General features: G+C 68.4%; 20 protein-coding genes. 9 read left to right on the top strand and 11 right to left on the bottom strand.

Going from position 1 to position 23,257, the window contains the following annotated elements; all coding sequences use genetic code 11:
- Window positions 1-98: 98 nt before the first annotated feature.
- Genes ABT127_RS24755 through ABT127_RS24745 form a run of 3 tightly spaced genes read right to left on the bottom strand, consistent with a single transcriptional unit; the run spans window position 99 to window position 2,592 of the window.
- Window positions 99-1,586: a sodium:solute symporter family protein gene (locus tag ABT127_RS24755; protein WP_351453940.1), complete on the bottom strand. Its 1,488-nt coding sequence runs from the start codon at window positions 1,584-1,586 to the stop codon at window positions 99-101.
- Entirely contained in the window at window positions 1,583-1,789 is a 207-nt protein-coding gene (locus ABT127_RS24750; protein ID WP_351453938.1) for a DUF3311 domain-containing protein, read from the bottom strand. The genes ABT127_RS24755 and ABT127_RS24750 overlap by 4 nt, the downstream gene beginning before the upstream one ends.
- Before the next feature lie 11 nt (window positions 1,790-1,800).
- A complete protein-coding gene (locus ABT127_RS24745; RefSeq protein WP_351453976.1) occupies window positions 1,801-2,592 on the bottom strand; it encodes a class E sortase in 792 nt (263 codons plus the stop codon).
- A gap of 215 nt (window positions 2,593-2,807) precedes the next feature.
- On the opposite strand from ABT127_RS24745, the gene ABT127_RS24740 reads away from it, so the two are divergent.
- Entirely contained in the window at window positions 2,808-3,839 is a 1,032-nt protein-coding gene (locus ABT127_RS24740) for an SEC-C domain-containing protein (RefSeq protein ID WP_351453935.1), read from the top strand.
- Between the two features lie 75 nt (window positions 3,840-3,914).
- On the opposite strand, the gene ABT127_RS24735 is transcribed toward ABT127_RS24740, so the two are convergent.
- Window positions 3,915-6,311, bottom strand: coding sequence for a P-loop NTPase fold protein (locus ABT127_RS24735; RefSeq protein WP_351453932.1), 2,397 nt, complete (start codon window positions 6,309-6,311; stop codon window positions 3,915-3,917).
- A gap of 131 nt (window positions 6,312-6,442) precedes the next feature.
- Between ABT127_RS24735 and ABT127_RS24730 the strand changes: the two genes are divergently transcribed.
- The 7 genes from ABT127_RS24730 (at window position 6,443) to ABT127_RS24700 (ending at window position 13,850) form a co-directional block, all read left to right on the top strand.
- Window positions 6,443-9,589, top strand: coding sequence for a DEAD/DEAH box helicase (locus ABT127_RS24730; RefSeq protein ID WP_502971772.1), 3,147 nt, complete (start codon window positions 6,443-6,445; stop codon window positions 9,587-9,589).
- A 626-nt stretch (window positions 9,590-10,215) separates the two neighbouring features.
- Complete coding sequence (locus ABT127_RS24725; protein WP_351453931.1) at window positions 10,216-10,737, top strand: hypothetical protein; 522 nt, start codon at window positions 10,216-10,218, stop codon at window positions 10,735-10,737.
- A 146-nt stretch (window positions 10,738-10,883) separates the two neighbouring features.
- The gene (locus ABT127_RS24720) at window positions 10,884-11,834 is read left to right on the top strand and encodes a hypothetical protein (RefSeq protein WP_351453928.1); all 951 of its coding nucleotides are present in this window, start codon (window positions 10,884-10,886) and stop codon (window positions 11,832-11,834) included.
- Between the two features lie 63 nt (window positions 11,835-11,897).
- Complete coding sequence (locus ABT127_RS24715) at window positions 11,898-12,242, top strand: DUF6247 family protein (RefSeq protein ID WP_351453926.1); 345 nt, start codon at window positions 11,898-11,900, stop codon at window positions 12,240-12,242.
- Between the two features lie 11 nt (window positions 12,243-12,253).
- Window positions 12,254-12,382 (top strand): hypothetical protein, encoded by a 129-nt coding sequence (locus ABT127_RS24710; protein ID WP_351453924.1) that lies wholly within the window; start codon window positions 12,254-12,256, stop codon window positions 12,380-12,382.
- A 120-nt stretch (window positions 12,383-12,502) separates the two neighbouring features.
- The gene (locus ABT127_RS24705; protein WP_351453921.1) at window positions 12,503-13,396 is read left to right on the top strand and encodes a maleylpyruvate isomerase family mycothiol-dependent enzyme; all 894 of its coding nucleotides are present in this window, start codon (window positions 12,503-12,505) and stop codon (window positions 13,394-13,396) included.
- A gap of 145 nt (window positions 13,397-13,541) precedes the next feature.
- On the top strand, window positions 13,542-13,850 hold the full coding sequence (locus tag ABT127_RS24700; RefSeq protein ID WP_351453918.1) for a hypothetical protein: 309 nt from the start codon (window positions 13,542-13,544) through the stop codon (window positions 13,848-13,850).
- A gap of 356 nt (window positions 13,851-14,206) precedes the next feature.
- Here ABT127_RS24700 and ABT127_RS24695 read toward each other — a convergent pair whose 3' ends face one another.
- The 5 genes from ABT127_RS24695 to ABT127_RS24675 form a co-directional block, all read right to left on the bottom strand.
- Window positions 14,207-15,130 carry a calcium-binding protein gene (locus ABT127_RS24695; protein ID WP_351453915.1) on the bottom strand — a complete coding sequence of 308 codons (924 nt, stop codon included), beginning with the start codon at window positions 15,128-15,130 and terminating at the stop codon, window positions 14,207-14,209.
- Window positions 15,131-15,326: 196 nt separating this feature from the next.
- Complete coding sequence (locus tag ABT127_RS24690; protein WP_351453912.1) at window positions 15,327-15,701, bottom strand: VOC family protein; 375 nt, start codon at window positions 15,699-15,701, stop codon at window positions 15,327-15,329.
- A gap of 5 nt (window positions 15,702-15,706) precedes the next feature.
- Window positions 15,707-16,681, bottom strand: a complete 975-nt coding sequence (locus ABT127_RS24685) for a GlxA family transcriptional regulator (protein WP_351453910.1) — start codon at window positions 16,679-16,681, stop codon at window positions 15,707-15,709.
- 13 nt (window positions 16,682-16,694) lie between these two features.
- A complete protein-coding gene (locus ABT127_RS24680) occupies window positions 16,695-18,170 on the bottom strand; it encodes an MFS transporter (protein WP_351453908.1) in 1,476 nt (491 codons plus the stop codon).
- A gap of 111 nt (window positions 18,171-18,281) precedes the next feature.
- Window positions 18,282-19,640 (bottom strand): DUF445 domain-containing protein, encoded by a 1,359-nt coding sequence (locus tag ABT127_RS24675; protein WP_351453905.1) that lies wholly within the window; start codon window positions 19,638-19,640, stop codon window positions 18,282-18,284.
- A 329-nt stretch (window positions 19,641-19,969) separates the two neighbouring features.
- Here ABT127_RS24675 and ABT127_RS24670 point away from each other — a divergent pair, with 329 nt between their 5' ends.
- Window positions 19,970-21,292, top strand: a complete 1,323-nt coding sequence (locus ABT127_RS24670; protein ID WP_351453903.1) for an SGNH/GDSL hydrolase family protein — start codon at window positions 19,970-19,972, stop codon at window positions 21,290-21,292.
- A gap of 80 nt (window positions 21,293-21,372) precedes the next feature.
- Here the strand turns inward: ABT127_RS24670 and ABT127_RS24665 are convergent, their stop codons facing one another.
- Window positions 21,373-22,233: a DUF1707 SHOCT-like domain-containing protein gene (locus ABT127_RS24665; protein ID WP_351453901.1), complete on the bottom strand. Its 861-nt coding sequence runs from the start codon at window positions 22,231-22,233 to the stop codon at window positions 21,373-21,375.
- Between the two features lie 19 nt (window positions 22,234-22,252).
- Window positions 22,253-23,254, bottom strand: a complete 1,002-nt coding sequence (locus ABT127_RS24660; protein ID WP_351453899.1) for an ABC transporter ATP-binding protein — start codon at window positions 23,252-23,254, stop codon at window positions 22,253-22,255.
- Window positions 23,255-23,257: the final 3 nt, after the last annotated feature.

The following is a 23,257-nucleotide window of genomic DNA, read 5'->3' as shown; positions in this document are numbered from 1 at the left end:
CCCGCGCCCCTGAGGCATGCGCTGCGCGCAGCCTCCCCTGAAGGCCGCAGGCCTTTCAGGGGCGCGGGGAACTGCGCGACCAGCCCCCACCGGACGGGTCACCCGACAACCGGATCCCGGGCCAGCACATCCCGGTCCAGCCGCTCATCCCGATCAGCCGGACGCACGTACGTCACCACCACAGTCACCCCGAGATTCAACGCCAGAGCCACAATCCCGGCATTCACCCCCCACACAGGATCCCGCCCGCTGAACACCAGCCCACAGACAACCCCCACCCCCACCACAACCCCGCTCAACGCCCCCACCAGACTCATCCGCCGCCACACCAGCCCCACCAACAACATCGGCACCAACTGCGCCATCCCCTCGTACGAGATGAGAGACAGCCGCACCAACGTGTTCGGCGCCGAGTACGTCAGCACCAGCGCCACCGCCCCGGCCACCACCACGACCACCTGCGACCACGTCTTCTGCGCCTGCGAGGACGACCGCCACCGCGGCACGAGCGAGAAGACGCTGCTCCCCCACATCGTGCCGATGACCAGCATGAACACCGCCATGGGCACGATCGACGACAGCGCGGCCGCGACCCCGATGATCCCGACGGCCCAGGCCGGCAGCGAGTCGACGACCAGCTTGAACAGCGCGAGATTGGAGTCGGCCCCGGTCAGCCCGGGCACGACGAACAGCGCGGCCATCCCCAGCAGCATCGGCACGAACAGCAGCACGTTGTACGCGGGCAGCCAGATGGCGTTGCGCCGCAGCCCGTCGGCACTGCGCGCCCCCAGATACCCGGCGACGGTGGTCGGGAAGATGACGACGGTCAGCGCGTTCAGGAAGGTCGTCGTGGCGAACCAGCCCTCCCCGTAGGGCGACCCCCCGCTCCCCGGCAGCGTCAGCCACGCGCTCTTCTCGTCGACGAGCCGCCCGAGGAAGTCCCCGTACCCGTCGAAGTAGTGCACGGGAACGTACAGCGCGAGGAACGCCAGCGTGACGATCACGAGCAGGTCCTTCAGAACGGACACCCACGCACTGCCCCGCAGACCGCTCACGACCACGAACACCGTCGTGACGGCGAAGCCGATGAAGTAGGCCCAGTTGAGGCTGATGGCACCGTAGGAGATCGTCGACACGACGACCCCCATCCCCGTGATCTGCAACTGGATGTACGGCAGCAGGAAGACGGTGACGAGCACGGCCACCGCGGCGCCGGCCCACGGCCGCCCGAACCGGTGGGCGACCATGTCGGTGATGGACACCAGCCCGTGCTGCCGCGCGTAGGCCCACAGCATCGGCCCCACCACGTACCCGACGGCGTATCCGCAGGACATGTAGGCGACGACGTACAGCACCGGAGCGCCGAAGTTGTACCCCCACCCGGCGGCCCCGAGATAGCTGAAGCTCGTGTACCCCTCGCCCGCCATCAGCACCCAGATGAACACGGCCCCGAGCGACCGCCCGCCCACCGACCACTCGGCGAGCCCGCCGCCCCGGCCCTTGCCGCGGACGGCGAGCAGCCCGAGGGCGACGGTGGCGACCATGAAGACGCCGAACAGCGTCGTGGCGACGGCTCCGTCACTCATGACCGCCGCCCCCTGCGCAGCCTCTGGTCGCCGCGCCACGTCAGCCACACGGCGACGGGCGTGAGCAGCGTCGCGGCGAGCAGCCACACGAACAGGAACGGCAGCCCGAGCACCACGGGTTCGACGCGGTTCACGAAGGGGAGCGCGCCGATGTACAGCACGAAGGGCACGAGGAGCCAGAGCAGATGAGGCCGTTTGATCACGGGGACGGAGCCTATCGGGGCGTCATCCGGGTCAGCTTCCCCCACACCACGAGCCGGTACTTGGAGGTGTACTCGGGGGTGCAGGTGGTGAGGGTGATGTAGAACCCGGGCTGCCGGTACCCGGCCGACGGCACGACCCGGCTGCGCGGCACCGGATTGATCACGCCTCCGTCGGACGCCGACGTCTGCGCGAGCGTCTTGTCGACGACGTACGTGTACGTCGCGTTCTTGGTCCGCACGGAGACGGTGTCGCCGCGCCGCAGCCGGTTGATGTAGCGGAAGGGCTCCCCGTGCGTGTTGCGGTGCCCGGCGAGCGCGAAGTTCCCGGCGCCGCCGGGCTGGGCGGTGCCCGGGTAGTGCCCGACGTACCCGTGGTTGAGCACGTTCGGCTTGCTGACCCCCTGCGCGACGGGCGCCCGCAGTCCGAGGCGCGGGATGGAGATGATCGCGTACGCCTGGTCGTAGGAGGGCCGGGGCGCGGCGGCCGCCGTCCGCCCGGACTGCCGCTGCCCGGAGCCGCCGCTCACCCCGGGATCGTCGCTGTCGTCACCGGCGGAAGCGGATCCACCGCCCCCGTTCTCGTCCGGGGACTCCTGCTCCCCCTCCCCCTGCCCCTGCCCCTGCTGCCATTCATGTTCGAGGGACTGCACCTGCCGCTCGGCCCCTGCCCTGGCCTGCCGGTTGGTCCACCACAGCTGATGCACGACGAGCAGGAGCAGGATCAGCCCGAAGGTGACGGCGACCTCGGCGCCGCCCCACAGCACGCGGACGCCCACCGGCCGGGCGGGGCGTCCCTGCGCCAGGACCTGGGGCCTGCTGTCCGTACGCGTACGTTGCGGCACGCGCGCAAGATAGATCGCACGGGTCCAACTATCCAGAGCGAAGCCGTACCGGGTTTCGCTCGTCCGGGGCCCTGTGCGCCCCCGCGCGGGGCGCACACCGTGAACAGGCGTGGCCGAAGGCCCCGCGCCCGATCCGGACGGTCCGCCCCGCGGATTCCAGCAGTACGGTGTCCCTCATGCGCCCCGACACGCCTGCCACGCCCGCCGAGAACGACCGTGCCGACCACGTAGCGGAAGCCGAGCGTCTGGAACGCACGGCGGACATGTATCCCGAGGACGCGGAGCCGCTGCTCCTCCAGGCCGCGGCCCACTACGAACTGGCCGACGACCGCGAGCGCGCCACGACCCTCTACGACGGCCTGCTCGCCGCGCCGGACGTCCACGACCCGTCGCTGATCCGCGCCCTCAAGGCCGCGAACCTGTGGGAGTACGGCCACGAGGCGGAGGCCAACGCCATCATCACGGGCCTGCGCACCACCGCCCCGCGGGACCCGGCGCCGTGGGTGATCGTGGCGGAGTCCCTGGAGCAGCACGACGAGCTGGAACAGGCCCACGAGACGTTCACCGAGGCGCTGGAACTCCTCGTCCCGGCGTCGGAGCGCGAGTCGGGCGTCCCCCTCGCCAAGCACCCCCTCCTCCTGGGCCGGCACCGCGTCCGCCGCCTCCTGGGCACCCCGCACGACGACTGGGACGCCCTCGCCGACCAGGCCAACCGCACCCCGGTCTCCCTCGACGAACTCCACGACCCCAAGCGCCTGTGGTCCCTGGGCTCGGAGAACCCGGCAGAACTCCAGGCCGAAATCTCCCGCCTCCGCGCCGAGTTGGGCACCTACCGCGAGGCCCTGTCCCGCCCGTTCCCGGTGGCGGTGCTGCACTGGCCGTCGACGGAGTACGCGGAACTGATCGCGGCGTACCCGGCGCTGTCCTCGGAATACCCCTCCTACGAAGCGCACTTGACGTCGATAGAGGGTTCCCTGCGCGAACTGGCGGCCTCGGGCACGGCCAACCTGGGCATCGTCACGGGCACGGTCCCGTCCTACGAGGCCTTCGCGGCATCGGAGGCCTCCTCCCCGGACGACGCCTCGCTGCTCCCCCAGTACGCGACGACGCTGGCGGCGCGGGGGCGGGCGGTGGCTTGGCCGCCTGCTTTGGACGCCTTGTGCTGGTGCGGGTCGGGGAATGCGTATGGGGCGTGCCACGGGGCATGACGTGAGCTGGCTGCGCCAGCGGCGATGAGCCCCCGCCGTGCGTCCTTGTGGCGCGGCGGGGGTTTTCTCTGGTTCTCAGCCTCGAAGACTCCGCGTGTAGAAGGAGTATCTGGCTAGCGCGGGGCACCATCGCTGATGGGTTTCCACATCTGTTTCGACGGCCGTCTCGGCGTTGATGCGGTCGATCAAGTCGGCGACCTGTAGCCCCATGTCCACCGCTTCTGGACTCTCTCGGAGCACGTCCGTGATTTTCCCGGTCGGCGACGCATTCAGGATGAGCCTGAAGAGCTGGCTTGCCTGTTCCGGGTGCCCCACCAGGAGGGCAAGGAGCAGCTGAACAACCTGATACTCGCCGGGCCTATCAGGCAAGGAGCCGAGGAACCTTGGCATGTCGTCGCCATCAACACCCATGCGAACAAGGCGATACAGGTTGACCAGCTTCTTCGTTGCCCTCGGCGTGGGAAGTAGCTCACTCAGCCGGATCATGTAGGTGGACTCAGGGGACGTCAACTGCATCTGCGCGGGGTTCAGTTCATCCATGGCCGCACCCATGGCCGCACTCATGGCTGCTTCTTCCGCTTCGTCAGGCGAAATTGCTGCTGCCGCACCAGCCTCGCCACCAGACGAAGCCACCTCCTCCTCCCCAACTTCAGAGGTCATGGGCTGATCGTCGATGTCGGGCGCATCAAGAAGTGCCTCTAGTAGGCGAGACGTCTTCTCAGGCGTGGCCGGGGGGACCGTGAGGGCGATCTGGAAAATCTTGTCAAGATAGTCCACAGGTGTAGCCACATCCTCGACCTCCCCATGCCCAATATCGCTGGGATTCGAGAACAGATCCTTGTGTCGATGCTTCAAGCATCGGATAAGCCAGCGCGGATCGATAGCCACAACGACAACAAACAGGGGGAATGCCAGCATCAGGTGTACAGCGGCCAATACCTCGACAACCCGATCAGGTGGACAGCGATCGAGGTCGTCTATATACAAGATGACTCGCTGGAGAGGCCGATCCTCCGTAGATCCAGTCGCTATCCAATCCTCATGCGCGGCAAGCAGGGCCTTGTCTAGGTTGGTCAGGTCTTCATGGACCATGGCAATCAGTCCTTGATACGCCTGGTAAGAGTTGCCCGCCCCGCGATCAGTCAGGAAGCTGGAAAGCCTTACCGCCGGATCAACTTCAGCTAGGCTAGCTTCTGTCGCCACGATCTCTGATTGCAAGTCAGATTGAGATTTCTGAAGGTCACCCTGCCACTTGTCGATGAACTCTCTCTGCTTTGAGAGAAAGTTCCGGGCAACGCTCACCACTTTACCAATGGGCCAGAGAGCGATCGCCGATGCCACGATTGCCGCAATTTTGGGCTGCACCAGAGGGCGACCCCAAATGATATACGCGACGATGAGCACTAGAAGGATGAGCGCTACGATTCCGAGTCCGAGTATCTGATGACGGATTTCGCGAAACTTTGCACGCAAGAGAGGCCACAGCTCCCTTGGTGAGCTCAGCCACGCGAGCAACCCTCTCGGCTGCAAATCACCTGCTTGCTGCAGGTCCTCATCCAGTTTCCGAGATCGCTCCCTCAACCCATCCAAGCGGCTTTTGTAACCAGCGCGCTGTGCCTCAACGCCCTCAGACGGTGCCTCATCGCCTGCAGGAACTTCAGCTAGAACACGAAAGAGCTCACCAATCAAGCCTGGCCAAATATGCTCATCACTGTAATGCCAAGCATTGAAACGGACCTGCTTAACCTCAGAAACGAAAGCACTCTCAGCCACTCCCGACTGGCCAGAGAGTTCCTTTATCTCCGTGATTCTTTCATACATCTGGTCCATGAAACTTGACTTCCCTGCACCCCATTCCCCCAGGAGGGCGATAGCCAGGGGCGGAGCCGTGGTAGTCGCCAGGGACAGTTTCGCCAACCTGTCGACCTCTTCTTGATTACCGAGAAGGTCGTTCGTTGTGGAACTATCACTATGCAAAGAAGCGAGAGGCGTTCTAAATTCGACGACATTCCCTACGGGATCCGCCGGACGCAGCCTAAAGACAATGACCTCGCGCATGGCCCCGTCGCCACCTTGGGCCTCTCGCCGCACATATGGCTGGACGTCATCGACCTTGAACTCACCCTCATAGCGGTGCAGCTTGGCCTGCGACCCCGGAGCCGTGCCAGCAGCCACGAAGACGCGGAGCACTCGGCCCGCCTCAACATGATTGACGATCGCTCGGTTGCCGCCCGTAAAGGTTTGGTCGCCAACAGCACCAGCGCCGGTGTACTCGAAGACTCGACCGCCCGCCTCGTCGTCAACCCAGCCATCGTGATAGCCGTAGCGATGCCCTACGGCAGGGTCCGAGAAGATGAGGACGCTATTCGACGGGTTGGACGGGACGATCCCACCCTGAGTCGATCCGCCGTAAACGTCCTTAATCTGGGCGCGGGTTGCGGTCACACCGGGCTGTAGCTGCGAATCGGGCATGGAGGGAGGATAGACGTCACTTCGAACGTACGTTCAATGGTTCACGTATTCGAGTTTCCCGACGTTGAGCCCGGCTTGTCGGTAGTTCCTGTTAGAACTAACCCATCGCGCGCCAAGCATCAGGGGGAACAGTGGCGGACTCAGACGGGCCGAAGGAGCCAGCAGCCGGGGTGTACGAGAAGCTCGTCACCCAGGGCCTACGCGACGACATGACGCAGCTCGAAGCCGCAGGCTGGAGGACCATCGACACTGAGGTCACCGCCGAGTCCACGCCCCACGTCTTGGCTCGTCATCTGAGCAAAGCCATCGATCGGCGCCTTCGGCAGCTCCCCCATGACCAGCAAGTGGCCGCGGCCAACAAACTCATCGCCTCGTTGGAAGCCCTGGCTCCAGATGGTGACGATGACGCCGCCGCACAGCAGATTCTCGACGGCCCTCGCCAACTCATGGCCCTCGCGCGGCAGGAAGCACCCGGTGTCTACGGCATACGACCGCTCACTCCGCTCTCCGAGACAGCTCTCCTGACGAACGCTCACGATGACCTCAGCCTGGGGGCGGAGCTGAGGGCGGAGCTCGCCACGGCCGACCGCATTGACCTGCTCTGCGCTTTCGTGAAGTGGTACGGCATCCGCACGCTGGAGGCGCCGCTTCGAGAGGCTGCCGAACGAGGCGTGCGCATCCGTGTCATCACCACTACGTACATGGGCGCAACGGATCGACATGCTCTCGACCGCCTTGTGCGCGACTTCGGCGCCGAGGTGAGAATCAACTACGAGACGCGCTCGACCCGGCTGCATGCCAAGGCATGGCTGTTCCGCCGCGCATCTGGCTTCGATACCGCCTACGTCGGCAGCTCCAACCTCTCGAAGGCCGCACTCCTCGATGGGTTGGAATGGAACGTTCGACTCTCGTCAGTCGCAACGCCGGCCGTGCTGAAGAAGTTTGAGGCCAGCTTCGACTCGTACTGGAACGACATCGCCTTCGAGGAGTACGACCCGGATCGCGATGCAGCCAAATTGGACGAGGCGCTGGGCGTCGCCAGCGGCTCAACCAGCGGCGATGAACTCAAGATCAACCTCTCCGGGCTGGACGTTCGACCGTATGCGCACCAGGCCGACATGCTGGAGCGGCTGCGCGTCGAGCGGGAGGTCCGCGGTCACCACGAGAACCTGCTCGTTGCGGCTACCGGAACGGGCAAGACGGTCATGGCCGCGCTGGACTATCGCACCTTGCATCACGAGTGGGCTGGCAAGGAGCACCCGCGGCTGCTCTTCGTGGCCCACCGCAAGGAGATCCTTAAGCAGTCCCTCCGGAAGTACCGCGAAGTCCTCAACGACGCCTCCTTCGGTGAGCTGCTGTTTACCGGCGAACTGCCTCGCGACTGGAAGCACGTGTTCGCGAGCGTTCAGTCCCTCACTGATCAACGCTTGGAGCAGTTCGCCCCCGACCACTTCGACATCATCGTCGTCGACGAGTTCCACCACGCATCGGCGTCGACATACAGGCGCTTCCTCAAGCACTTCAAGCCCAAGCAACTGTTGGGGCTGACCGCCACCCCTGAGCGCGCCGACGGCCTCATCGTGCAGGACGAGTTCTTCGGCGGTCGCATCGCTGCCGAGATGCGTCTGTGGGAGGCACTCGAAAACGATCTGCTCTGCCCCTTCCACTACTTCGGTGTCCCTGACGGAACCGACCTGACGCGGCTCAATTGGGCGTCTGGTACGTATGACCAGACCGAGCTCGGCGACCTGCTGTCGGCAGACCACGCGCGCGTGCGCATCGTTATCAAGCAGCTCCAGGACAAGGTGTCCGACCCGCAGAGCATGCGCGCCCTGGGCTTCTGCGTGAACAGGAAGCATGCGCACTTCATGGCGCAATGCTTCCGCGAGGCGGGCTTCAAGGCCGAAGCGCTGGACAGCCAGTCAAAGTCGGAGGAGCGGGAAGCGGCGCTCGCTAGGTTGAAGGCTGGCGAGCTCCACATCATCTTCTCCGTGGATCTGTTCAACGAGGGCCTGGACATCCCCGACGTCGACACGTTGCTGCTGCTCAGGCCGACGAGCAGCGCCACGATCTTCCTCCAGCAGCTTGGCCGTGGCCTGCGCAGGACCCCTAACAAGCCGGTGCTGACCGTCCTCGACTTCATCGGGCAGCACCGAGCCGAGTTCCGGTTCGAGGAGCAGTTCCGCGCGATGACCAACCTGTCGCGGAACCGGCTCCTTGAGCACGCCGAGCGCGACTTCCCTCAACTTCCATCAGGCTGCCAGATCATCCTGGAGGGCAAGTCCAAGGACCTGGTGCTCAACAACATCCGCACACAGATCAAGGCGACGGTGCAAACTCTGGCCAAGGAGGTCAGGGCATACGACACTCCCCGGATCGCCACCTATCTTCGCGAAAGCCGCCGCGAGATCAAGGAGCTGTACAAGTCCAGTAATTCGTGGACGTCCGTGCTGCGGCGGGCAGGCATGGCTGAGTTCTCTCAGCAGGAAGGCGAGGAGGACCTGTTGAAGCGGGTCCACTCCTTCCTGCACGTAGATGACCCGGAGCGTGCGGACGCATACAAGCGCCTGCTGGCCGACGATGCACCGCGGTACGGATCGCTGAGTCCGCGCGACCAGACGTACGCACGCATGCTGTTCTTCACTCTGTGGGACAAGGCGGGCGGTTTCACCTCCTACGAAGAGGGCCTTGAGTCACTGCGCGTGCAGGAGGCTTTGCGCAGCGAGCTTCGTCAGGTCATCGACTACGTGATGGAGAGCGCGGATCACTTCCCCATCCCGCTGGAAGGCCCCCACGCTCACCTACCCCTGAAGATTCACAGCGCATACAACCGCTCGGAGATCCTGGCCGCGATGGGCGTTGGTCGGCTGGGTGGCCAAATGCCGGGATCCTTCGCGCAAGGCGTCCTGTGGGACGAGGCGAATCAGACGGACTCACTACTGATCACGTTGGAGAAGAACGAGAAAGACTTCTCTCCCACGGTCCGCTACAAGGACTACGCGCTGAGCCCAGAGCTGTTCCACTGGGAGTCGCAGAGCACGACGGGGGAATCCTCGCCCACCGGGATGCGGTACCAACTGCACGACAAGCGTGGCAGTCACGTTCTGCTGTTCATGCGCCGCTACAAGGAAACCGACACCGGCAAGGCTCAGCCGTGGATGCTGCTCGGTCCAGCCACATTCGATGGACACAAGGGCAGCAAGCCCATGGCGATCACGTGGCGCCTGCATCACCCGCTCCCGGCAGATGTCTGGACGTACGCATCTGCGGTGGCGTGAGTCGGCGCTAGCGATCAACCGCTTGATGGTGGTCTCCGGACGTATCGCACTAAAGCCCACCATCAACTCAAGCTCGCCGGTTCTCACACAGCATTTCGGCACGCTGCAAAACCTGAGCCGCGTCGTACCCATGCGCGCGGGCCCAGCACCGCAGGTCAGCAATGGCAGTGACCACGCCCGTCTGGCCTGCCTCGCCAGCGCTGGGGAGTGAGGTCCGGCGCCCGGCGCCGGTGGGGTGGTGGCCGTGGGGTTAAGTCGGGTGCACGCCGGTGGGTTCTTCTTGGATTGCTTGGCTGGTGACGGTGGGGGGTGCTGATGCCTCCCTCCGTATCGCGGCTGGCTGACGGCCGGTTGGGGCTGGCTTTCGGCGGCTTGGGATTCGTTGGGGACAGGGCGCGGGTCAGCCGGACAGGGACGCCTTCGGGGGTTGAGCGCCACTCGCCGTGGTGGGCCCGGTGCGGGAGGGCTTGTGGCTGAGCTTTTCAATGCCCTTTGCTTCAGGCTTAGTTGGAGGACACGCGCTCCTTCTCGCCCGAGGCTGGACTGGTGGGGCGAGCGACCTGGATACTCGCGGACACTTGCGCGATACACATGGTCGACTGGGGGCGGGGACGATGATGCGGCGTGTGTTGTGGTCGGTGCTGGGCACGGCCATCGGTGGGGTGTTGCTGTCGGGATGCACACCGGCGCAGTACCCGATGATCGCCGGGTGGCTGGACGACGACGGAACGCCGATGGTGCTGGCCAAGCCCTGCGGGGACGACCGAGTTAAGGGCATGTACCTGCTCGGCAGTGAGCCGACTGAATCCGCCACGTCGGACAGCTCGAAGGGGCACGACGCAGATCATCCCGCCAAGAACACATCGTGGGACGCCAATGCCGATCCCCATCGGGGCGGCGCGTTCGAGTTTCCCCTGTTCGACCCGCCCCCGGCGTGGCGCGTCTCGAAGGATGGCACGCAGCGACTGGAGCCGGGGCACGACTACCACTTGATGTTCTACGGCGGTCGGGGCGTGTTCAGTAGTTACAACGGAATTGGAGGGTTCTCGACTGAGGACCTCGAGGGGCTGAAGCACGGGCAGGTCTGGGCTGCCGATCGGGCCATGTCGCGCAAGGAGTTCAGTGACGCGGTCGCTGACGCCTGTTGACCTGCCAGCCACGGGATGAGCCTTGGGCAGAGATTGCTTGTTCAGCCACCCCTGTGTCACTCTCCGTCTACACAAGTTCACACGACATAGGCGACCCCCGCGAGGCGGCAACCTCCGGGGGTCCGGCACAGGAGACACAAACTCCCATGCAGGTTCATCGTATCCGTCGGCATGAGCGGGACTTCACCGTCATCGCCAACAAGGCCATTCGTGATCCCCGGCTGTCGCATACTGCGCGCGGCATCCTCGTCTACGTTCTGTCGCTGCCCAGTGGGGCGCAGGTCAATGTCCGGACCCTGAGTGACGGCTTCCCTCAAGGGCGGCTGGCTGTGTCCAAGGCCGTCAAGGAGCTGCGGGAGCTGGGGTATTGGGTTACCCGGACCGAGCGGGATCCCCGTAGCAAGCGGATCGTCTCCAGCGTCGATGTCTACGAGCTTCCGGAGATCAGTACTTCTCCAGCTGCCTCACCGCCGGTTCCCGGGCGGGTGGGAACCGGGGAACCGGGCACGAAATCCCCTGGCGGGGAGGGCTGTTACTACGGCAAGGACGGGAGGAAGGACCCTCCCCTCCCTCCCGAGACCGACGCGCCCGCCGAGACCGAGGTTGTGGCCGAGCCTGACATCAGCCGTGATCCCCGCGCCGCCGAGAGCGCCGGAATCCTGTGGCGGCTCGGCACCGTGGACGCGCGGCTGCGGTTGTCCGAGCGGAGTGTGCGGGAGTTGGTGCCCGAGGTCTGTGACTGGCTCGATCGAGGGGCCACTGCCGCGCAGGTCGTCGAGGCCGTCACCGCGGGGCTGCCCGCCAAGGTGTACTCGGCCGCCAAGCTGGTCGCCGACCGGCTCACGCGGAAGCGGCCCGCCCGGAAGCGGGCCTGGCGGGAGGTCTTCGAGTGTCCCGAGTGCCGTGATCCGTTGCCGTGGGGGCAGGAGGCAGGCCGGTGTGCGCCGTGCGAGGCGGATTCCGGCGCAGCCGTCGTCGCCTCGTGCTCGACTGCGGGTGGGGGCGGCTACGGGGAGGTGCGGCGCGTTCTGCGGGAGCGGGAGCGCGTGAGGGCGGTCTTGCCGACCCGCCCGTCGGGGGGCGGGTCACCGATGTGAACAGGACACGGCGTTCGCTTCTGTTGTCGTCATCCCGCTCGTCACCGCCGGAGGACCACACCCGTGACCACCGCTTCCACCGGGTCGGAGGCCGTACCCCCGATGCCGGACAGAACGCCGAAGGCACTGCGTGCCGCCATCGCTCAGCACGCACCACAGCTCCTCGTCGACTTCGACCGGCACTGGCGCCGGGACATCGCCGATGCGTACGACCTTGCACCAGTCCCGGCCTTCATGGCGCGCTGGTGGGCCGAGTACGCCCTCGCCCGCGATCCCAAGTTGACCGCGCGGGTTCATGGTCTCGAGGACGCGGCGGACCGGGAAGCCGATCGGGCCCGCGCGAAGGCCCTCATCGAAGAGGCGGGACTGCTGCGCCGTGAAGCAGCGAAAGCCGAGCCCGGCCAGTGACCGACGGTTTCATGGAGCCGCCCTGGCAGGGCGGTCAGCACGTCCTCTACTTCGATCACGGGCGGGGGTGGCTCCGCTACCAGTTCTCCAGGCGGGTCATCGACCCGCAGATCGTGATCGACCAATGCTTCTGGCACTGAGCCGAGAGGGCAGCGGTCCTGAATCCGGTCGGCTGAAGAGTCGTCGAATCTGTTCTCCCATCGGGCCCGGAGTCGTAGCTTCTTCAAGAAGGTGGGCTGTGCTCGGGAAGGAGGGCGGCCATGTGGGGCGTCGACCATGTCGTGGGTTTCCGTCGGGAAGTGGCGGGGTTCGAGCGGTGTGTCGAGGCGTGGGAGGGGCAGGACGTTCCGCTCGTGCCGGGGTGTCCGGGCTGGTCCGTCGCTGATCTCGTGCTGCATCTCGGGACCATGCACCGGCAGGTCGTTCATATCGCCGGGGCCCGGTCGTCGGAGCCGCCCGAAGGGCTCGGGGATCCGGCCGTGCTGCGGTTGCCCGAGCATCGGTGGGGGTGGCCCGAGGCGGGGCGGGGGCCCCTGGCCGGGAGGATGCCCCGAGGGCTGCTCGACTGGTTCCGGGACGGGGCCGACCGGCTGGAGAAGGTGTTCACCGCCCGGGATCCCGGGGAGCCCGCGTGGTCGTGGGCGACGGGGACGCCGGAGGGCGGGGCGTTCGGCGGGCGGACCGTCGGGTTCTGGCTGCGGTTGCAGGCCATCGAGGCCGCCGTGCACCGGTGGGACGCCGAGTCCGCCGCCGGAGGAGTGCCCGCGCCCGTGGACACCTGGCTCGCCGCCGATGCCGTCAGCCACGCCTTCGAGGTGCTGGCCCCGGCACGGCAGGCCTGGGGGCAGACGCCGGCGGGGCGGGGCGAGCGGCTGCGGTTCACGCAGACCGACGGGTTCCGCAGCTGGATCGTGCAGGTCGACGCCGACGACGTCCTGCTCAACCAGGGCACCGGGTGCTGTCTCGTCGAGCTGGCGGGGTCGGCGTCCGACCTGATGATGCACCTGTGGCAGCGCATTCCGCGCGAGGAGTTGGGGGTGCGCGGGGAGGAGGCGCTGCTCGACCGGTACTTTCCCTCTCCCCCGCCCTGGGCAGCCGACGGGCTCGCCGGGTGCTGTCCGGATCCGGGCAGGGCGGGTTCCGGGGGCGGGTGACGCGCGGCGAGTGAGGCGGAGCACAGTGGGCGCCCTCCGGGCCCCGGCCCGGACGGTACGGCGTAACCTCGCAAACGGCGCCAAGCGGCGCCACTCAGCGCATTGCCGGGCATCCGGCCCGGCACTCCGCCCGTCAGGAGATTCCATGGCCCGCACCCTGCCCACCGCCCCCATCGCCGCCGCCGGTCTCGTCGGGGGGTACGCCACCGCGCGCTTCACCCAGAAGCGGCAGCTGGGCGGCGCCGTGCTCGCCGTCGCCGGGGCGGCCGCCGCCACGCAGTGGACCAAGGTGCGGGGCGGGAAGGTCGCCGGGGTGCTGACCGGGGCCTATGTCGTCGCGTTCGCCGGGTCGCATCCGCTGGCCAAGAAGGTCGGGGCCTGGCCCGCCGTGTTCGGGGTGGCCGGGGCTGTCGCCGCCGCGTCTTATGTGGTGGTGGATCGTCGGGCGGCCTGAGTCTCTGTCACCAGTCTCTGTCACCGCGGGCCTGCGCGCCGCCGGTCGTTGTCCGTCCGCGGGCCGGTGGCCGCTTCTCGCGCAGTTCCCCGCGCCCCTGACGGGGCCGGCCATCGGCCAACCGGCCAGGCGCCGCCCCCTGGCCGGCAGCCCCTCGGCTGACCGCCGGTGAGTGCTTGTCGCGCCGTTCCCCGCGCCCCTGGCGGGTGACGAGGCGGCGACGGTGGCCGTCCGCCGGTCTTCGACCGGTGTGACAGCCACCGTCCAGCCGCCCGGACTTCACGGCGCGGGCGCCTTCCCCGGGTCCGCCCGGTGATCGGAACGCGGACCCGGTGCGGTCAGCCGGCTCGGTCGGCTCAGCGCACGTCCACGCAGTCACCGGTGGCGGTGACCGGCGGCGTGGTGGAGGTGCCCTCGAACTTGTAGCGGTAGCAGCGGTCGGTGGTGGCCTTGCGCGTCTGCTTCTCGACGCCCGCCAGGCTGCCGGTGCCGGTGATGTGGCTGCTGGTGGTGGCGTACGAGCCGGTCAGCGAACGCTCCTGGAGGCGGACGGTCTGCTGGGTGTAGCCCGCGTACTTGTGGGTGTCCCAGTTGGCGCGCTCCAGCTTGCCGGTGATCGTGATCGTCTTGCCCTTGGCGACGGGCTCGGGGGCCGCGTTGTTGCTCAGCCGGGACCAGCGCTTGAGGTACCAGGTCTTGGCGTTGTCGGTGTCCACGTCGGTGACCGCGTCGGTGATCGCGTAGAGGGCGATCTTCCAGGCTCCGGCGTCCTCGTTCTTCAGGTCCCTCTGGGGATCGATCTTGAAGGTGGCCGTGCAGCTGTACGTGGTGTCGCCGGACTGAACGCAGGGGTCGATGTCGGCGTCGAACTCCTCGGAGTTGCGGAACTGCTGGAGGTCGGTGTCGCGGTCGGTGCCGCGCCAGATCGACGCTTGGCTGCCGTACAGCGTCGCCCCGCCGCTGACCGTCCACTTCACGGTGATCGTCTGCGTGTTCGTCGTCCCGACCTGGGCGCTGTTGCCGCCGTCGACCGTGACACCCGAGACGACAGTGGAGCCGGCGGCACGCGCGGCGCGGGCCTTCGGCGCGGCGGCCTTCGCCGCCGACGCGTCGGCGGCCCCGGCCCTGCTCTGCTTCAGCGCCTCAGCCGCGCCGGTCTCGCTCGCCGTCGCGGACGGTGTGACGAGCAGGCCGACGGCGAGCCCGGAGGCGGCAAGTGCGCCGACGCCCAGGGTTACCTTCTTGCCGGACGTCAACCTGGCGCGGGAGTGCTGGGACATGAGAAGGCTCCGTTATCGACTCTCGACGGGCGGATGCGGGTCGCGGAAAAGGCGGATCCCGCATCACGCACGGCCACGGCGGCCGCACAGTCTTGATCGACGATGAAGCGAAAGGGTTGTACGCGCGCGACAGTTGAGGCCTGTTAGGTGCATCACCCAACGATGTCCTGCCGCACAGGGGAGTCCCTGACGGGGTCTACGTCAGGTGCGCCAGCACGTTCACCACCCGGCCCTGGGGATCCCGTACGAAGAAGCGGCGGACGCCCCACTCCTCGTTCTGGAGAGGGTGGACGATCTCGGCGCCCGTCGCGCGCAGCGTCTCGTACGCCTTGTCGACGTCCTCCACCGTGCCCAGCTCCACGCTCACGTCCGGTACCACCGGCGCCGTCGCGTCATGGGTGAGGAAGGTGAGCTGGGCCTCGGGGTGGCTCGGGGAGGCCAGGGTGGTCACCCAGCCGAGGTTCATGACCTCCTCGAAGCCGAGGGTGCCGTAGAAGTCGCGGTTTGCCGCTGCCGCCTGTTCGCCGGGGGCCACTTGGAGGTTCGGGACCGCTCTGCGGATCTGTGTCATGCCCGTCATCGTCCCCGGAACGTGGCCCGGTACGCCCCCGGCGACACCCCGAGTCTGCGCTGGAAGTGCTGGCGCAGCGAGACGTCCGTGCCGAAGCCCGACTCGGCCGCGACGCGGTCCACCGTGTGATCGGTCCGCTCCAGCAACTCCCGCGCCCGGTCGACGCGTTGGGCGGCCAGCCAGGTCATGGGGGTGAGGCCCGTCTCCTCGCGGAAGCGGCGGTTGTAGGTGCGGACCGACAGGCCGTCGCGGGCCGCCAGGTCGGCCAGGGTCAGGGGTTCGGCGAGGCGTTGCAGTGCCCAGGTCCGGGAGGCCGATGTCGAGGTCAGGTCCTCCTCCGCGACCGGGCGGCGGATGTACTGGGCCTGGCCGCCCTCCCGGTACGGCGGTACGACGGTGCGCCGGGCGACCTCGGCCGCCACCCCTGCGCCGTGGTCCGCCCGGATCATGTGCAGGCACAGGTCGATTCCGGCGGCCTCACCGGCCGAGGTGAGCACCGGGCCCTCGTCGACGTACAGGACGTCGGCGTCGACCGTGACGGCCGGGAACGTACGGGCGAAGCGCGCCGACGACATCCAGTGCGTCGTCGCCCGGCGGCCGTCCAGCAGGCCCGCCGCCGCCAGCACGAACGCGCCCGTGCAGATGGACGCCACCCGGCCCCGCGCCGACCCGATCACCGAGGCCAGCCCGCCGTCCAGGCCGCCCGGCCCGAGCGTCTCGTCCGACTCGTGCGACGCCGGGACCAGGACCGTGTCCGCCGCGGTCACCGTCTCCGGGCCGTGTTCCGCGTAGATCGGGAAGTCGGCGTCCGTGCGGATCCTGCCCGGGCGGACCGCGCACGTACGGACGTCGTAGAGCGGCTCGCCCGTCGACGGGTCGCGGGCCGCGCCGAACAGCTGGTGCACCAGTCCGAGCTCCATGGGCAGGACGCCGTCCCTGACGAGGACCGCCACCGTCTGCCGTGCGCGCCGCCTGCCCATGGCCCCGATGCTGTCACCCCGAGGGCGACACCGCCGACAGCGGGCGGGCCACGTCCTCCAGCGACCTGCCCTCCGCCCGGACCGCGAACACCACCGCGACCAGGCCCGCCAGGCACATCAGCCCGGCGCCGATCTGGAAGGCGAGCACGGTGTCGGCGACCTTGCCGCTCTTGGTGAGGTCGGCGAAGAGCAGCGGGCCGCTGATGCCGCCGGCCGCGGTGCCGACCGCGTAGAAGAAGGCGATCGCCATCGCGCGCGTCTCCATCGGGAAGATCTCCGAGACGGTGAGGTACGCGCTGGAGGCGCCCGCCGACGCGAAGAACAGGACCACCGACCAGCAGGCCGTCAGGGTCGTCGCCGTGAGCGAGCCGCGGTCGAAGAGCCAGGCCGTGGCGAAGAGCAGCACGCCGGAGAGGAGGTACGTGGAGGAGATCATGATGCGCCGGCCGACCGTGTCGAAGAGTTTGCCGAGCAGCAGCGGGCCGATGAAGTTGCCCGCCGCGATCACCGCGAAGTAGTAGCCGGTGGAGCCGGTCGGCACGTCGTAGAACGTGGTCAGGATGGCGCCGAACCCGAAGGTGATCGCGTTGTAGAGGAACGCCTGGCCGATGAAGAGGGAGAGGCCGAGGGTGGTGCGGCGCGGGTAGGAGCGGAAGACGGTACGGGCGATCTCCAGGAAGCCGACGCTTCGGCGCTGGTGGATGGTGATCTCACCGGCCGGTGGTGGCAGGGCCTCGTCGCCGCGTTCCGTACGGATCTTGTCCTCGACCTGCGTGACCAGGACTTCCGCCTCCTCGCCCCGGCCGTGGATGAACAGCCAGCGGGGGCTCTCGGGGACGTTGCGGCGGACGAGGAGGATGACCAGGCCGAGGACCACGCCGAGGGCGAAGGTGAGGCGCCAGCCGACGTTCTTCGCGAACAGGTCCGTGTCGAGGGCGACGATGGAGAGCAGCGAACCGCCGATCGCGCCGAGCCAGAAGCTGCCGTTGATGATGAGGTCGACGCGGCCGCGGAACTTGGACGGGATCAGCTCGTCGATCGCCGAGTTGATGGCCGCGTACTCGCCGCCGATGCCGAAGCCGGTGAAGAAGCGGAAGACGAAGAACCACCAGGTGGAGAAGGAGACGGCGGTGAGGGCCGTCGCCGCCAGATAGACCGCCAGGGTGATCAGGAAGAGCTTCTTGCGGCCGAACCGGTCGGTCAGCCAGCCGAAGAACAGGGCTCCGGCGCAGGCGCCCGCCACGTACAGGGCGGCCGCGACGCCGGTGACCTGCGCGGAGGAGATGGGCAGACCGCTGCCGGACTCCGACAGACGGCCCGCGATGTTGCCGACGACCGTGACCTCCAGGCCGTCGAGGATCCAGACCGTGCCGAGGCCGATGACCACCATCCAGTGCCATCGGGACCAGGGCAGACGGTCCAGGCGGGCGGGGACGGCGGTGGTAATGGTGCCGGGTGCGCCAGAGGTGCTGGTGGGGCTGAGGGACATGGGCCCCCTCCTCGTCGAGGGAGGTACGGACCTGCCACGAGTGCCCCGTAAGGGGCGCGGGGAACTGCGCGACCAGCCACGACGAAGGCCGCACCCGGCGACGACGCCCGGCTACGCCCCCAGCGCCTTCGACACCGTGTAGATCAACAGGCCCGCCAGCGAACCGACCACCGTGCCGTTGATCCGGATGAACTGCAGGTCACGGCCGATGTGCGCCTCGATCTTGCGGGAGGTGTGCTCGGCGTCCCAGCCGGCCACCGTGTCCGTGATGAGGGAGGTGATCTCGGCCCGGTACGTCGTCACGACGTACACCGCCGCGCCCTCCACCCAGCCGTCGACCTTCCCCTGCACCTTCGGGTCGGACGCCATCCGCTTCCCGAGCGAGAGCAGCGACGCCCGCACCCGCAGCCGCAGCTCGCTGCGCTCGTCCTCGGCCGCCGCCACGATCATCGAGCGGACCGCCGACCAGGTGGAGGCGATCAGGTCCTGCACCTCGGAGCGGCCGAGCACCTCGGACTTGAGGCGCTCGACGCGGGCCCGGGTGTCGGAGTCGGACTGGAGGTCGCCCGCGAAGTCGCGCAGGAAGCGGTCGACCGCGCCGCGCGCCGGGTGCTCGGGCATGTCGCGCATCTCGGTGACGAAGCGCAGCAGCTCCTTGTAGACCCGCTCGCCGACCCGCTTGTCCACGAACCGGGGGGTCCAGCCGGGCGCGCCGCCCTGCACGGCGTCCATCACCGAGTCGGAGTGCAGGACGAGCCAGTCGTGGGCCCGCGCGCACACCAGGTCGACGACCCGCTTGTGGCCGCCGTCCGCGACGACCTTCTCCAGCATCTTGCCGATGCCCGGCGCGATCTCGGCGTTGTCGGCGCGGCGCGTGATGGCCTCGCCGACGACCGCCTGGACGTCGGAGTCGCGCAGCACGGTGAGGGCGCCGCGCAGCGCGGTGGCCAGCTCGGCCGTCACCCGGTCGGCGTTCTTGGGCTCGGCGAGCCAGGCGCCGAGCCGGGAACCGATGCCGACCGAGCGCAGGCGGTCGCGGACCACGTCCCCGGAGAGGAAGTTCTCCCCGACGAACTCGCCGAGCGAAACGCCCAGTTGGTCCTTCTTGCGGGGAATGATCGCGGTGTGCGGGATGGGGACGCCGAGGGGGTGGCGGAAGAGGGCCGTGACCGCGAACCAGTCGGCGAGCGCGCCGACCATGCCGGCTTCGGCGGCGGCCGCGACATAGCCGGTCCAGGCGCCGGCGCCGGAGTGCTCGGCCCAGGTGGTCAGGGCGTAGACGATCGCGACGAGCACCAGCAGGCCCGTCGCCGTCGCCTTCATCCGGCGGACACCGCGGCGCTTCTCCTCGTCCGCGGCGGTGAACTCGGTGACCGAGCGGCGGGCGGTGCGGGGCTGTGCGGCGGGGCCAGGGGCATACTGCCCAGGACCGCCCCCGCCCGCTTCACCCCTTTTGTCCAGATCGCTCATCGCGCGCCCGCCTCATTCGTCGTCATTCGCCGTCCGGCCGTCCTGATCACACCGGTCGCCCCGTTCGCCCAGGCCACGGCGATCGGGGCGGTCACGGGGAGCACCCCGACCGTCCCGTTCGTCGCCGCTTCCGGCTCCGGCATCCGTCGCTCCGATGTCATCCCCCTCACACATTGTCCCTTCCTGCCCTACTAACGGAACGAACCACAAGTTCCCGGCGTCTCAATGGGCGGAGGGGGGCAGTGTCGGCCTCGTCTCGCCCCATGACGCATCATGGGATCATCACACCGGAGCCGTTCGCTCCCCCTGCCCGAGGAGACACACACCGCATGACCAGGCGTCACGGTTATGTGCTGCTGGCCGCGCTCGTCGCGGTCGCCGTAGTGATCTCTGCCGCTATCTACGTCGGTTTCTCCGGCGTCCTCCGGAGCGGCGACGACAACATCCAGGCGAGCGGCGCCCACCCGCGCAGCTCCGCCGCGCCCGCCTCCACCGGCACCTGGGCCGGCAGCTGGTCGGCCGCCCCCGCGGGCGCCGAGCCCGGCACGGAGACGAATGGTTTCTCCGGCCGCTCCATCCGCAACGTCGTGCACACGAGCATCGGCGGCACCGGTGCCCGCGTCACGCTCTCCAACCTCTACGGGCAGCAGCCGCTCAGCATCACGCACGCGTCGATCGCCGTGGCCTCCGCGCCCAACAACCCCACCGCGCTGGCCGGCACCGTGCGCCGCCTGACCTTCTCCGGGAACACCTCGGTGGTCATCGCGGCCGGCTCGCAGATCGTCAGCGACGCCGTACGGCTGCGGGTGCCGGGCGACTCGGACATGCTCGTCACCACGTACTCGCCGACCCCGTCGGGACCGGTCACGTACCACCCGCAGGCCCGGCAGATGTCGTACGTGGCGAGCGGTGACGTCGTGGAGGACCCGACCGGCACCCGGTACACCGAGCAGAGCCCGTACTGGCGCTACCTGACCGCCCTCGACGTGCTCAGCAACGAGGCCGCGGGCAGCGTCGTCGTCCTCGGCGACTCGCTCACCGACGGCATCACCTCCACGATGGGCGCCAACCGGCGCTGGCCCGACGTTCTGGCCGACCGGCTGCGCACCGAGTCGGGTGCCCCGCGCTACGGCGTCGTGAACCAGGGCATCAGCGGCAACCGCGTCCTGTCCGACGGGCTCGGACGCCCCGCCAACAACCCGAGCGGGCTGTCCCGGTTCGGCCGCGACGCGCTCGACCGCGCCGGGGTGCGGGCCGTCGTCATCGACCTCGGGATCAACGACATCCTGCGCAACCCGCAGCAGACCGACCCCAACAAGATCGTCGAGGGGCTGCGGGAGCTGGTGCGGCAGGCGCACGCGCGCGGGCTGCGCGTCGTGGGGGCGACCCTGATGCCGTTCGAGGGGCACCGTGGGTACGAGCCCCGCCTTGAGGTCGTCCGGCAGGGCGTGAACGCGCAGATCCGTGCCGGGAAGGTGTACGACAGCTACGTCGACTTCGACCGGGCGCTGCGGGATCCGTACAACCCGCGGCGGCTGCTGCCGCAGTACGACTCGGGCGATCATCTGCACCCGAGCGATGCCGGGTACCGGAAGATGGCCGACACCTTCGACCTGACCTCCCTGAAGGGCTCGACCGGCGCCCAGCTCTGACCGGGCCTCTCTGTCGAGTGCAGCCCGGTGGGGCCTCTCGCGCAGTTCCCCGCGCCCCTGACGGGGCGCACAATCTCAGGTCACTCCCCGTGGCGGCGGCGGTTGCGGCGTTCCTGGCGTTCTTCCAGGCGGTCGAGGTGTTCCTCCATGCGCTCGCGATGCCGCTCGATGCGGTCGGCATGGAGGCCGTGGTGACCGTGGTGGCCGTCGAGGAGGGCGCGGCGGTCCTCCCGGCGGTCGAGGCGCTCCCGGCGCCGCTCCTCCTTCAGGCGCTGCCGCTCCGCCTTGGGCAGCTTGCGCTCGACCCCGACCCCGCCCCAGAAGGCGAACCCGGTGATCACCACGCGCGGCGCCCCGGGATCCCCGGGCACCCCGGACTCGCTGTGGTCGAAGCCGCCCATGATGCCGATCCCGCGCACGACGACCTCGACACCGGGCGGCACGATCACATTGACGCCGCCCATGATCGCCACACAGTTGACGACGATCTCGCGGGACTCGAAATTGGCCTCGCGCAGGTCGAGCTCGCCCCCGCCCATGACGGCCACGCAGTCGAACCGGCTCGGCGCCGTCCACCGCCCCTTGCGCTCGAACCCGGAGAGGATGCCGACGCCCCACGCGGACCCGCCCGCCGTGCCCCCGATCCGCGCCGCCCAGTCGACGGCCCCCTCGGGCAGCGGCTCCTTCGTCAGGTTCACCGGCGTCGGCGTCCGCGCGCCGGGCAGATCACGGGTGACGGGCAGCAGCTCACGGTACGTACGCGCCTTGTACGTCTCCTCCAGCCGCTCGCCGAACTCCTCCATGTCGAGGCGGCCCTCGGCCAGCGCGTCGCGCAGCCGCTCGGCGACCTGCTCGCGGTCGGCATCGGAGGCCCGCAGATCGAGGGCGTCGTCCTGGGGTCCGGACTCTTCGGGGCGGTCCGGGAGCGCTGCGTCCGTCATGTTTTCAAGCGTACGGGCGTCAGTACGTCAGGGAAGCGCCTCCGGCATACATCCGTGCGATCACGCTCTCGATGTCCGGCTCGCGCACCGACAGATCGGCCAGCGGGTAGCGCCCGGCGATCGCGGCGACCAACGGCGCCGCGGACCGGTCGGCGGGGAACGCCAGCCACTGCCGCACCCCCTCCACCTTCACCACCCGCGCGAACTCCACCTCGATCGGCGGCAGTTCACGCTCCAGGTCGACGACGAGGGTGCGCTCGCCGCCGCCCAGTTCGTGCAGACCGTCCAGATCACCGTCGTACATCAGACGCCCGTGGTCGATGACCATGACGCGGCGGCAGAGCTGCTCGATGTCGGTGAGGTCGTGGGTGGTGAGGAGGACCGTCGTGCCGCGCTCGGCGTTCAAGTCCTTTAGGAACGCGCGGACTTTGACCTTGGAGACGATGTCCAGGCCGATCGTCGGCTCGTCCAGGTACAGCACCTCCGGGTCGTGCAGCAGCGCCGCCGCGATGTCGCCGCGCATCCGCTGGCCGAGCGAGAGCTGCCGCACGGGCACCTCCAACAGGGGCGCCATGTCGAGGAGTTCGACACAGCGGTCCAGGTTCTCCGCGTACCGGGCGTCGGGAATCCGGTACATGCGGCGCATCAGCCGGTACGAGTCGATGAGCGGCAGGTCCCACCAGAGCGTGGTGCGCTGCCCGAAGACGACACCGATGCGGTGCGCGAGTCTGGCCCGCTCGCGCGAGGGGTCGATGCCCGCGACGCGCAGCCGGCCCGCGCTCGGCGTCAGGATGCCGGTCAGCATCTTGATCGTGGTCGACTTCCCGGCACCGTTCGGACCGATGTAGCCGACCATCTCGCCGCGCGGCACACGGAACGTCAGCGAGTCCACCGCCCGCACCTCGTGCCGCTCCCTGCGCAGGAACCCGGCCCTGCGGCGCACGTCGAAGACCTTCTCGACGCCGTCCACCTCGATCAACGGCTCTCCGGTCACCACATCGTCACCCGTTTCGCTCAGCACCTG

The organism is Streptomyces sp. NPDC001904, assembly GCF_040297005.1.
Taxonomy (GTDB): Bacteria; Actinomycetota; Actinomycetes; order Streptomycetales; family Streptomycetaceae; genus Streptomyces.
This window is presented reverse-complemented; position numbering and strand designations above follow the sequence as displayed.